Source organism: Solitalea koreensis (genome assembly GCF_900182575.1).
Taxonomy (GTDB): Bacteria; Bacteroidota; Bacteroidia; order Sphingobacteriales; family Sphingobacteriaceae; genus Solitalea; species Solitalea koreensis.
The window spans coordinates 81,675-94,542 of the sequence record NZ_FXSZ01000005.1 but is presented as its reverse complement, the minus strand read 5'-3'; the positions used below and the strand labels follow the sequence as shown (position 1 = coordinate 94,542).

Annotated in this window: 10 protein-coding genes; 7 read left to right on the top strand and 3 right to left on the bottom strand. The window is 36.6% G+C overall.

The annotated features are described in order from the left end of the window. Positions 1-18 precede the first annotated feature (18 nt). Together FN756_RS09305 and FN756_RS09300 are read left to right on the top strand one after the other, a co-directional pair. Complete coding sequence (locus FN756_RS09305) at positions 19-1,719, top strand: M3 family oligoendopeptidase (protein ID WP_142603609.1); 1,701 nt, start codon at positions 19-21, stop codon at positions 1,717-1,719. 476 nt (positions 1,720-2,195) lie between these two features. Beyond that, positions 2,196-2,702, top strand: a complete 507-nt coding sequence (locus FN756_RS09300; protein ID WP_221929046.1) for a DUF4399 domain-containing protein — start codon at positions 2,196-2,198, stop codon at positions 2,700-2,702. A 124-nt stretch (positions 2,703-2,826) separates the two neighbouring features. On the opposite strand, the gene FN756_RS09295 is transcribed toward FN756_RS09300, so the two are convergent. Both FN756_RS09295 and FN756_RS14775 read right to left on the bottom strand, forming a co-directional pair. Continuing rightward, on the bottom strand, positions 2,827-3,717 hold the full coding sequence (locus FN756_RS09295) for a M15 family metallopeptidase (protein WP_142603608.1): 891 nt from the start codon (positions 3,715-3,717) through the stop codon (positions 2,827-2,829). 181 nt (positions 3,718-3,898) lie between these two features. After that, a complete protein-coding gene (locus tag FN756_RS14775) occupies positions 3,899-4,090 on the bottom strand; it encodes a phosphatase PAP2 family protein (RefSeq protein ID WP_394344416.1) in 192 nt (63 codons plus the stop codon). 501 nt (positions 4,091-4,591) lie between these two features. On the opposite strand from FN756_RS14775, the gene FN756_RS09285 reads away from it, so the two are divergent. Then, positions 4,592-6,544 (top strand): amino acid permease, encoded by a 1,953-nt coding sequence (locus FN756_RS09285; RefSeq protein ID WP_142603604.1) that lies wholly within the window; start codon positions 4,592-4,594, stop codon positions 6,542-6,544. Between the two features lie 427 nt (positions 6,545-6,971). On the opposite strand, the gene FN756_RS09280 is transcribed toward FN756_RS09285, so the two are convergent. Continuing rightward, the gene (locus tag FN756_RS09280; protein WP_142603602.1) at positions 6,972-8,912 is read right to left on the bottom strand and encodes a KUP/HAK/KT family potassium transporter; all 1,941 of its coding nucleotides are present in this window, start codon (positions 8,910-8,912) and stop codon (positions 6,972-6,974) included. Positions 8,913-9,222: 310 nt separating this feature from the next. On the opposite strand from FN756_RS09280, the gene FN756_RS09275 reads away from it, so the two are divergent. The 4 genes from FN756_RS09275 to bcp all read left to right on the top strand — a co-directional run bounded on the left by FN756_RS09275 (position 9,223) and on the right by bcp (position 12,734). Then, positions 9,223-9,789, top strand: a complete 567-nt coding sequence (locus FN756_RS09275; protein ID WP_142603600.1) for a T9SS type A sorting domain-containing protein — start codon at positions 9,223-9,225, stop codon at positions 9,787-9,789. Between the two features lie 90 nt (positions 9,790-9,879). Continuing rightward, a complete protein-coding gene (locus FN756_RS09270; RefSeq protein ID WP_142603599.1) occupies positions 9,880-10,491 on the top strand; it encodes a fumarylacetoacetate hydrolase family protein in 612 nt (203 codons plus the stop codon). A gap of 8 nt (positions 10,492-10,499) precedes the next feature. After that, positions 10,500-12,242 (top strand): M23 family metallopeptidase, encoded by a 1,743-nt coding sequence (locus FN756_RS09265; RefSeq protein ID WP_142603597.1) that lies wholly within the window; start codon positions 10,500-10,502, stop codon positions 12,240-12,242. A 30-nt stretch (positions 12,243-12,272) separates the two neighbouring features. After that, entirely contained in the window at positions 12,273-12,734 is a 462-nt protein-coding gene (gene bcp / locus FN756_RS09260; protein WP_142603595.1) for a thioredoxin-dependent thiol peroxidase, read from the top strand. The last annotated feature ends 134 nt before the right edge of the window (positions 12,735-12,868 follow it).

Genomic DNA, 12,868 nt, shown 5'->3' with positions numbered 1-12,868 from the left:
AAACCTTAACGATAAAACATGACAACAAATAAACGCTCTTTTCTTCCAGAACACTTTGAGATAAAATTTGAAACCATTGAGCCTTTTTACAAAGAGTTGCTCGATCGTGAAATTGATTCAGTAGAAACATTGATTCATTGGATGCGTGACCGCAGTGAGTTGGAAGCGGCTTTGGAAGAAGATTTTGCATGGCGCTACATTAAAATGACCTGCGATACTACAGATGAAAAACTACTCGCTGATTTCCAATATTTTGCAACTGAAATTGAGCCTAAAATTGCTCCTCATACCAACGAACTCAATAAAAAATTCATTGCATCTCCTTTTGTTGAGCAACTCGACCAGCAAAAGTATTTCATTTACATCCGCAGTTTAAAAAAACAATTAGAACTGTTCCGTGAGAAAAACATTCAGTTGTTAAGTGACTTACAAGTAGAACAACAAAAATTTGCTGCCATTTCGGGAGCGATGAGTGTGGAAATCAATGGCAAAGAATACACACTGGAACAAGCGGCTAACTTTTTAAAAGATACCGATCGTACGGTGCGTAAAGAAGCTTATGATAAAATTACTGCTCGTCGCGCTCAAGACAAAGACAAACTGGATGACTTATATACTTCACTCATTAAACTTCGTCATCAGGTAGCTAAAAACGCCGATTTTGAAAATTACCGTGATTATGCTTTCGCTGCGTTAGGACGTTTTGATTATACCAAGGAAGATTGTTTTGCTTTCCATGAAGCCATTGAAAAAGTGGTTGTACCAATTCTAGCTGAACAAGCTGAAGTGCGTCGCGAAACCTTAAAGCTGGATAAATTAAAACCGTGGGATACCGATGTGGATGTGACAGGAAAACCTGCTTTAAAGCCTTTCAACAACGGACAAGAATTACTCGATAAATCAATTTTATGTTTTGAGAAATTACATCCTTACATGGGTTCATGCTTGAAAACCATGAAAGAAAAACACTTGGTTGATTTAGAAAGCAGAAAAGGAAAAGCTCCAGGCGGATACAACTATCCATTGGCTGAAACCGGAATGCCTTTCATTTTCATGAATTCAGCTAATTCTTTTCGTGATTTAACAACTATGGTTCATGAAGGCGGACATGCGGTGCATACCTTCATTTCTTCAGACCTAGAACTAAACGATTTCAAACACCTCACTTCCGAAGTAGCTGAACTGGCTTCTATGTCGATGGAATTGATTTCGATGGATCATTGGGATGAATTCTTTACGAATGATGAAGACCTATTACGCGCTAAACGTGATCAATTAAAGGATGTATTGAAAACGCTTCCTTGGGTAGCGATTATCGATTGTTTCCAACACTGGGTTTATACGCATCCTGAACATACAACAGCAGAACGTACACAAGCCTGGACAGGTATCTACAAACGTTTCGGAGCAGGCTTTGTTGAATGGACCGATTACGAAAGTGTAATGCAGAGTATTTGGCAAAAACAATTGCATTTGTTTGAAGTACCATTCTATTACATCGAATACGCGATTGCTCAATTAGGAGCCATTGCAGTTTGGAAAAACTTTAAACAACACCCTGAAAAAGCAGTGGAAGATTACCTTGCCGCGCTTAAACTCGGTTACACTAAAACGATTGGTGATATTTACAAAACAGCAGGAATTGAGTTTAATTTCTCAAAAAAATACATCAGTGATTTGATGGATTTTGTGAAAGCTGAACTCAAAAAGCTGAATTAATACGTTTAGTTACATACAAGTTAAATTATTACAGAAGCCTCGATTTTTTCGAGGCTTTTTGTTTACACTCCTTTCAAAGGGTAACCTGCTTAGCTCGAAAGGCTAAACTGCTTAGGTCAAGAGGGTAACCTGCTTAGCTCGAAGGCTAACCTGATTAGGTCAAGTGGCTAACCTGCTTAGGTCAAATGGATAACCTGCTTACGTCGAATGAATAACCTGCTTAGGTCAAATGGGTAACCTGCTTAGGTCAAGAGAGTAACCTGCTTAGCTCGAAAGGCTAACCTGCTTAGGTCAAGAGGGTAACCTGCTTAGGTCAAATGGGTAACCTGCTTACGTCGAATGAAATAATCTGCTTAGGTCAAAATAGTATTCTCGAGGCATTTTGAAATAAATTCATTACTTCATAATTAATTCATAATCTTTTTATAAATTTCTATGATTATCAGGATTATAATTACATACCTAAACAATTGAATATGAAAACAAATTGCATTCTTTTAGCCTTAGGGTTAGCTTTAGTATCGTGCAACACGAACAAAAAACCAAAAGAAGAAGCCTCTGATACCATTCAACAAAAATCTGCTGAGCACGCTGAAATGCCCGCTGCGGTTGACACTACCATCATAAAAGCAGGCCAAGAAGTATACTTTGTCAATTTAAAGGATGGTGAAACTGTTAAAAACCCGGTAAAAGTAGAAATGGGAGTAAAGGGAATGACCGTTGAACCGTTAGGTGCCAAGAATCCCGACAAAGGCCACCATCATATTATTATTGATGGCTCATTTATCCCGGCAGGACAAGTCGTTCCGGCTGATTCAACCCATATACATTTTGGAAAGGGCCAAACAGAGACCGAATTGACACTAACTCCGGGTAAACATTCTCTAACCCTCCAATTTGCCGATGGAATGCATACTTCTTATGGGGTTAGAATGAGTAAAACCATTACTGTTGATGTTTCTTCGGAAATGGTTAAAAAATAATCAGACAGATGGGATAACTTGATTAGATCAAAAGGGGTAACCCGAACGCAGCGAATAACGGTGGCACGACTTGAAGTCGTGCCACTATTGGAATTGGAAGGATAACCCTCTTTAAGTCTAAAGTTTATATAGCCTTGGCATTTTTCACATATTCATCAAGTGTTATGTCTTTATTGTATAGATCCATGGCCACTTGCACACCAACATAACGAAAATGCCATGGTTCGTAGTTATAACCGGTTATGCTTTCCTTACCTTTTTGATACCGAAGGATAAATCCGTAATGATGGGCATTTGTCTTGAGCCATTCCCCTTCCGGTGTATTGGCAAAGTTTTCATCAAGACGGTACCCATTACTTTTTGAAGAGATGTCAAGTGCTAATCCTGTTTGGTGCTCACTCATACCAGGAACAGCAATTAACTTAGCTGCTTCTGCATGCCCTTTTGTTTGCACTCCATGATTAAAAACCTCTTTCTGCCGTTTATATGATCGGTATGCAGAAACTGCAGCCAGAGTGATCTTATCTAGTTTTGCAGCTTGAAACATCTTTACCAATGCATCAGCAGCCGGTTTTCTCAAATAGGCTTTTTCAATATCCTGTTTTCCAAAAGAAAAAGTAACATTTGGAATGATCAGATCATTAGGTATATAATTTTCAGGTAAGCTATAAAGTTTATTAACAACCACGATTTCATTTGAAGGATTTTGCACTTCCTGTTTACCATCTACTGTTTTGATTACGTTAAAGTACTCGCTAGGAAGAAGGATTTGGCTAGTGTCTGATGACTTGGAATTGCTTTTCCTGTTTTCATTACCAGATGGTAGACTATTTAAGATTTCCCCTTCACTACTTGATGCTAGAAGATCTGATGTATTGTCATTGTTGCTTTTTTCATCTTGTTGAACACCGAGTTCTTTATTAAAATTCATTAGTGTTGTTCCAAAAGACTTTGTTTCATTAGAACAACCTACAAGCACACTCCCGATAATAGCTAGTAAAATTTTATTTTTCATTCTTATCTTGTTTTAAAAATTGCAGTAAAACAGATGCTTATGCATCTCCAATCATATCATTTTAAAAGTTATCGTCTCTCCACCACTGAATTAAAGAGCATAGAAAAACATGGTTCAAAGAGATTTATCAAGTTTATCCTGCAAAAAGAACAGCACACCGTAGTTATCATCACTCCTATTATCATTCCGACATATATCCGTATAAAATGCTGCAACATATCCAATCGCGCACAAGCCGCAATATTGCCGGAACTAAAAGCCAGGTAAAACGCTTATGCTTTGAGGTCAAAACCCAAAAAGTGACAATGACAAAAACAGCCGATGTATGTCCTGAAGGAAAACTTTCTGTACGAAGCATCTCCACTCCTTCCACTAAACGCAATTGACGGTATCCTTCAAAATAGGCCACTGGCCGTGGTTCTCCATAAAACACAATGTTCAAAAATTTGGGTTACCAGCATTACCGACAAAAAACTAAGGTCGCTAAAATACCTTTTCGAGGAGCCTTAAACAAGAGTAATAAAGTTAAACCTACGTTAAACGTAATAGAGCCAAATGCATTAAAGGCAACAAAAAATCATCGAAGAAAGTATTGAAACAACTGTTTATAAGCAATTTAACTTTGTGCTTTGAATGAATTAAAAGTATTACAGAAATTAGAATAGCCAACAGGAAAAGAGATAGATAAAGGCAATGTTTTCTTTAAATAGTTTTCTCATTCATCAAATTACAATAGTTAAAATTAATATACATTTATTGCAGATAAAGGTATCCTTGAAAATTCACACGAAACTTATTTAATTCGGAATTGTGTTTCTAATCAGAATCATGTAGGTTAGGGGTCAAAAAATGAAGGTATATAACCAATCAACTTATGTTTAATAATCTTTTCCGAAAGAAATCAGTTCAAAACATTTTAGCAGAAGCGGCCAAGGGAGAAAGCGACGGGCATGGTGGCGACGCATCGTTAACCCGTACACTTACGGTTCGTGATTTAACCGCTTTTGGCATTGCAGCGATTATTGGTGCAGGAATTTTCAGCACCATCGGCAAAGCAGCATCCGATGGAGGTCCAGGGGTAATATTCCTGTTCATCTTTACTGCGATTGCCTGTAGTTTTGCGGCTTTTGCCTATGCTGAATTCGCATCCTTAGTTCCTGTTTCAGGAAGTGCTTATACCTACTCCTATGTGGCATTTGGCGAACTTACGGCCTGGATTATAGGCTGGGCATTGATTATGGAATATGCTATTGGTAATATAACTGTAGCCATTTCATGGTCTGATTATTTTACCGGTTTACTATCGAGCATTAACATTCCTTCTCTCGGAATTACCGGCATACACGTACCCGATTGGATGTGTACCGATTATCTGACGATTTCAAAAGGTTACAAAGATGCAGTTGCATTGATGAATAGTGGCAAATCGTTTACAAACCTTGATCCGGCCTTACAAATGGCTTATAAAGCTTGGAATGATGCTCCACAATTACTAGGACTGCACCTCATTGCTGATATTCCAGCCTTGGTTATCATCATCCTCATTACATGGTTAGTTTATCGCGGCATGAAAGAATCGCGGAACGCCAGCAATGCCATGGTGGTAATTAAGCTAGCTATCATCTTGCTGGTTATATCTGTTGGCATTTTTTATGTTGATACCAATAAATGGAATCCTTTTGCTCCTAATGGTGTTTCAGGAATTTTAAAAGGAGTTTCAGCTGTGTTCTTTGCTTACATTGGATTTGATGCCATATCTACTACGGCAGAAGAATGTAAAGATCCTCAACGCGACCTTCCAAGAGGCATGATGTGGGCCATTATTATCTGTACGATACTCTATGTAGTCATAGCATTGGTTTTAACCGGCATGGTAAGCTATAAAGAATTGGCAGTAGGCGATCCGTTGGCCTTTGTTTTCCAAAAGCTGAATCTTAAATGGCTTTCAGGAATCATTGGAATTAGTGCTATTGTTGCTATGGCGAGTGTTTTGTTGGTATTTCAAATGGGCCAGCCCCGTATTTGGATGAGCATGAGTCGAGATGGATTGTTACCTAAGCAATTCTCAAAAATCCACCCTAAGTTTAAAACGCCAAGCTTTGCCACTATTATTACAGGTTTTGTTGTAGCAATTCCATCATTGTTCATGAACCTTACCATCGTAACCGATTTATGTAGCATTGGTACTCTTTTTGCATTTACCTTGGTTTGTGCGGGCGTACTTCGACTTTCAATACTTCCCAACGCACCAAAAGGAAAATTCAAAACACCGTATATAAATTCAAAATACATCATTCCATTTTTGGCCGTATTCTTTATTGTTACATCATTCGTTTACAATAAAGAAAACACGATGAGTTTTCTTAAAAATGAGCCCAAAATGTATGATGCTACCACATTTGTTACTTCATTGAATCAATCGGAATTAATTACCGTTAAACAGCTGGCTGCCGAACACAAAAATCGCGGGGAAGACATGGAACATTATCTTACCAACCTGGACAGTAGTGAATACAAAGCATTTATTGACGCAGCTCAAATTGACCCTACTAAAAAGTACGAAAGCGGTTGGAGTTTATTCAAGCATAAAATCCCATTATGGATTTTCTTCCTTATTTCGTTAGTAACACTCTACTATTGTATAAAATATAGCCTTTCATTAATACCTGTACTGGGCTTTTTAAGTTGCTTATACATGATGAGTGAACTGGGCGTTAGCAACTGGATTGGCTTTACTATTTGGCTATTGATAGGATTGATGATCTATTTCTCCTACGGATACGCAAACAGTAAATTGGCTAAAAAGGTATCAGAGGATTTAGGATAAATAATTAAGAATTTTAAATATTATCCAACAAAAAAGAGCAATCATTAGATGTTTGCTCTTTTTTTGTTGGATTCGACTAACATGAAATCATTCTATACAGCCCTTATGTCTCATAAAGTTAGGTTCCTAATTTTAATAGCTATTGTTACACTTCTGGGCTATTTACTCTTTCAATATTATCAACCTTTATGTGAGCCCTGCTTGCTTAATACTTATTGTCCTCCTTGTCGTTCTAAAGAACAACATGCAGTAAAGTACATTACATGGACAATAGATGTTCTGATTTCATTTAGATATTTTCATTTAATGATACCTAAGTGGATAAAAGCAGGTCAGTGAAACGCTCGCCGAATATTTAAAACTTAATATAATGCACAAAGCCACTCGAAAGTGGCTTTTGACATGTAGAAGGATAATATTAAAGTTATTAATTAACCCTTGATATTTCTACGTTTTCAGTATTCTCCAGTACCAATGGCACTTTTTCCACGGCAATTGAGCTGAGATCAAGACCAAAACCTTTTTCTTCTGAAAGGCTTAATTTCTTCAGTATAAAGTAATAATACATGGTTATGCGTTCGCTGAAAGGTAATGCTCTTGGATTCGACAATATCTTTTCAAGCATTACAAAACGGAAATCACCAACCAGGTTATGTTTTTTAAGTGACTCGTATCTGCTGGTAATGGTTACCTCTTTATTTCGAACCAATTCCTCCACTACTTTACGGAAAAGCACACTAATGCGCTGTTCTTCTCTGAATCCTAATCGGAAATCAATACGGTAAAGAACTCCCGGCACCATTTCCATCACTTTATAATCGCGTTTATAAGGCTCATCAAGTACATCAACATGAACCAACCAATACACATCGGCACGTTTAGGCTGTTTTTGTAAAATGGAATACACAATTTTAGACTCTATTTCAGAATCGAAATTTGCACTGGTCAGGTATACCAATTGAGATGAATACTTAGGCACAGTGCTATCTTTACTCAAATCTTCAATGATCTCGTAATAATCTTCTACCTCAACAAATTTCACGTAGCGATTTTTAATCTTACGCGCTCTATACCAAGCCCACATTACAGAGAAAATAATCATACCCAACATGAGTGTGAAATAACCGCCATGCATGAATTTAGATAGGTTACCCAATAAGAAAGCTGACTCAACGGCAATATACAATCCAATGAAAATACCAACGATAGCATATGAAAACTTGCGCGTTACCAGAAATACAGCCATAAGTACAGTTGTCATTAACATGGCAATTGTAATTGACAAGCCGTAAGCAGCTTCCATTGCACCGGATTCTTCGAAATGCAGTACAACAAAACAACAGCCTGCCCACATTAACCAGTTAATACTAGGAACATATAATTGCCCTTTAGTTTCAGTCGGGTAAGAAATGCGAACCTTTGGCCAAAGATTCATACGAACGGCTTCACTGATTAGTGTATAAGAACCACTTATCAACGCCTGACTGGCTACCACAGCAGCTGCAGTGGCCAAGGCTATTCCAAATAGTTGGAACTGCGCAGGCATCATTCCATAAAATGGGTTTAAATCCGTAACATTTCCTGAATGCACAGTTAATAACCAAGCTCCTTGTCCTAGATAATTCAGAATAAGACAAGTTTTAACAAAAGCCCAACTCACCCGGATATTATGCTTACCGCAATGACCTAAATCAGAATAAAGCGCCTCAGCACCAGTGGTACATAAGAATACTGCACCAAGTATCAGAAAACCATGAGGATTATTAAACAGAATGTTATAAGCATAATATGGATTTAAGGCTTTCAAAACCATAGGATATTGGAGCACTTGCCAAATACCCAAAACACCCAACATGCTAAACCATAATAACATAATTGGCCCGAATGATTTACCCACGATACTGGTACCAAATTGCTGAATAAAGAACAGCAAGGAAAGTATTACCAGTACAATTGGAATTACAGGAATTTCGGGATTTATCAACCGTAATCCTTCAATGGCCGAAGTTACGGTAATAGGGGGCGTAATGATACCATCTGCCAAAAGGGCACACCCTCCTATCATAGCCGGAACAACCAGCCATTTTGACTTCTTTCGCACTAATGAAAAAAGTGAAAAGATCCCACCCTCACCTTTATTATCAGCTTCGAGCGTAATAATAACATACTTAAGAGTAGTTTGTAACGTTAATGTCCAAAAAACACAAGAAATACCACCTAATACAAGGTATTCTGAAATTTTCTGACCGGAAATAATTGCTTTAAAAACATAAAGAGGTGATGTTCCAATGTCACCGTAAATAATGCCAAGACTGATTAATAATCCGGCAGCGCTTACCCTAGTTAATTTGTGGCTTTGAGTACTCAATGTAGTATAAAATATTGCGCAAAAATAGCTTATAACTGCAATAAGTAAAATTATTTATACTTATTAATTTAAATAAGTAATAGAAATTTATTCATTTGAATAGTATGTAATCAACCATGTAATTTTATCGTTTCTCAAATGCATAATAATTGCTGGCTAAAAAGCATCCCCAAAAAATTGGTTAAATATTTGCATTAGAAATTTAGAAACACCCATTAAACTTTTTATGTTTTTTAGAGTTTAATTAGTAAATTTATAGCAACAGGGTGTTGAGTTAATTTTTTATTGTACTATATTTGTAGCAACTGAGATGATGAAATTATACGCCAGAAAAATTACACTTTCACTCCTTTGTGCAACTCTTACTTTAGCTGCTATGGCTGACGGAATTGGTGCATCGGGGTTTCACTTTGCTACGTTCCAAAAAGGTCTTACCGATACACTAAGTACATTTAGCAAAAATGTGCTTTCTGATAGAAAACCTAAAACAGGTCTTAAAACCACTCCTTTAACCTTTTCTATTTCGAAATTCTTATACAATACAAAAACGGTTACTCCTCCAACTTCAGGCAACAGCAGGTCTATAATGTTTGCCGATAATGATGATCAAAGATCAGTTTTTGATGTAAAAGTTTTTCAAGGTCCGATCAATGATGGCTTAACTATTAGCTATAATTTGAAGAAAGAAAATACCGTTACAATTAAATTGATGGATTTATTGGGTAATGAAGTCCTCACGTTAATGCCTCAACAACATATTGGAGCTGGACTTAAAGAAACCACTTACAACTTGAGCAATTCTCTTTCAAAAGGTTACTATTTTATTAGAGTTATTGTGGGAGGTGAATCAATAACTAAGCGAATTTCAATTCTATAATATTCCTTTTAGTTTCTTCCCAATTTAAAACCGAGCTTTCTTCAAGTTTTATCTTATCACTATTTTCTTTTATTATTCTTATTCTCTTTCATGAAGATCATCGCCTTAGGCAGAAATTATGCGGCACACGCAAAAGAACTTAATAATGCAGTTCCTACGTCCCCTGTTATTTTCATGAAGCCTGATACGGCTATCTTGAAAAACAATCAAACCTTTTATCACCCCGATTTCTCAAACGACATTCATCATGAAATTGAAATCGTACTTAAAATAAGTAAAGAAGGTAAGCATATAGACCCAAAATTTGCAGGAAACTATTTTGAGGACATTGGCTTAGGAATTGATTTTACCGCTCGTGATCTTCAACAAAAACTGAAAGACAAAAGCTTGCCTTGGGAATTAGCCAAGGGTTTTGATAATTCAGCACCAATAAGTGAGTTTTTGCCTAAAAGTCAGTTTTCCGATCTTTCAAACATAAATTTCAACTTAAAAATTAACGGCAATAACGTTCAAACGGGTAATACATCAAATATGATCTTTCCTTTTGAAGAAATCATCAGTTATATTTCAAAGTTTATCACCCTAAAAAAAGGTGATTTAATTTTCACAGGTACACCTGCAGGAGTAGGAAAAATAAACATTGGCGATCGTTTGGAAGGCTATATTGAGGATAAAAAATTACTCGATTTTGAAATTAAATAATTTAGGCAATGAGAATAGTGAGGATTGGAATAGTGGCTATTTTGGCTATTGCTACCACATTAGCATTTGTAGCTACCCATGCAGAAAAAAAACTAATTCAAACTACAGAAAGAATCTTTCCTAGGGATTTCAGATTACCAATGGATATTCCAGTAGCGATATCTGGAACCTTTGGCGAGCTACGTCCTAATCATTTCCACACCGGACTCGACTTTAAAACCAATCAGAGGGAAGGTTATCCCGTTCATGCCGTAGCTGATGGCTATGTTTCTCGTTTACGAGTACAAATCGGAGGTTTTGGCAACGCTATTTATATCAATCATCCAAACGGCTATACTACTGTTTATGCCCACTTACAACGTTACAGCCCTCGCATAGCACACTTCGTAAAAACTGCTCAATATAGTCGTGAATCATTTGAGGTAGATTTTAATCCATTACCAATAGAAATTCCTGTCAAAAAAGGTGAAATAATTGGTTATTCAGGAAATTCAGGAAGTTCACAAGGCGCTCATTTACATTTTGAAACCAGAGATTCAAAAACAGAAGAAGCCTTTAACCCACAACTATTCGGATTTCCAATTGCAGACACCAAAGCCCCTTTCATAAAAGGCTTATATGTTTACCCGATGAATGATAGTAGTTCGGTAAATGGTTCAAATATTCGCACATCATTTGCTTTAGCTCCAATAGGCTCTGGAAAGTACAGTGTGAGTAAAGCTGTAAAAGTGAATGTGAATGGAGATATAGCCTTTGGTATTGCCGCCGATGACATGCTGAATGGCGCTGGAAATAGAAATGGCATTTATTCAATTGAGCTAAAAAAAGATGGACAAACGGTTATTAAAACAGTATTTGAATCGCTCAATTTTAACCTTCAGCGTGATGTAAATTCGTACATTGATTTTAATGCTTATCAAACTGGAAGAACCTACATTCAAAAAAGCTTCATTGATCCTGGAAACCGATTAGAAATTTACAAAACCAATGTCAATAGAGGCATTATAACTTTTGAGGACAATGCGCCTCATCAAATGGAATACATAGTTAAAGATGCAGCCGGCAACACCTCTACCTTAACTTTTACAGTAAATTCAACTCCTACCAAAAAAGTATATTCTCATTATGTGAATCCATCGGCAATACCATTTTATTGGAATAAGGTCAATCGCTTCAGTAATCAATCAATAATTGCAACTTTTCCGACTGGTTGCTTCTACAACAATTTCAATTTCGAATATTCATCATCCCGAAAAGTGTTCGGAGCATATTCCGACATTCATACATTACATAATAAATATACTCCGATAGCAGAACCTTTTATACTTCAAATAAAACCAGATGCAGACCTTACTCAGTTCGACAAGGCAGTAATCGTAAATGATAAAAGAACTTATCAAGGAGGAACTTATGAAAACGGTTTTGTAAAAGCTGAACTAAAAAGCTTTGGTAGCTTTTACATTACTATTGATACAACTGCGCCGCGAATAGTACCACTTAATATTATGAATGGTAAAAACATGTCAGGAACTGCAAGTGTTTCATTCCGTATTAGTGACAACTTGTCTGGAATAAAAGAATTTAGAGGATTGATTGATGACCATTGGGTTCTTTTTGAAATGGATGGCAAATCAGGTGTATTAAAGCATACTTTTGATGAAAGAACAGGCCCTGGTAATCACACTTTACAGTTAACTGTTACTGACATAAAAAATAACAGTTCAGTTTACAATGCTGAATTTAGCAGATGACCTAATCTCAAACTTAATATCAAGTAAATCATGAGCAAATTAAAAGCTGGAGATAAAGCTCCGGAGTTTACGGGAACTGATCAAAATGGCAATGTTGTTTCATTGAGCGATTTTAACGGAAAAACAGTGATACTTTACTTTTATCCAAAAGATGATACTCCTGGCTGTACCGCTGAGGCGTGTAATTTTCGAGATAATTACGACGGATTAATTTCTAAAGGCTTTCAAGTAATTGGTGTAAGCGCCGATAGCGAAAAGTCACATGCAAAGTTTGCAACCAAATACAATCTTCCTTTTTCTCTTATTTCTGATGAGGATAAAAAAATCCTTGAGGATTATGGAGTTTGGGCAGAAAAAAGCATGTATGGTAAAACTTATATGGGCATTTTGCGTTATACATTTATTATAAACGGACAAGGTATTATCATGCACATAATAGAAAAAGTGAATACGAAGAACTCGTCTCAACAGGTACTTGACCTAGTGGGATAATTTTTAATCTTTCATTTTTTGGGTAAGAGCAGGCACAATTGTCTGCTCTTGTTGTTTCATCTTTATTCAATATCTTGTATTTCCAATCCTAATACAAACCAATATACAACGATAAATTATTTCTTAACTATTCC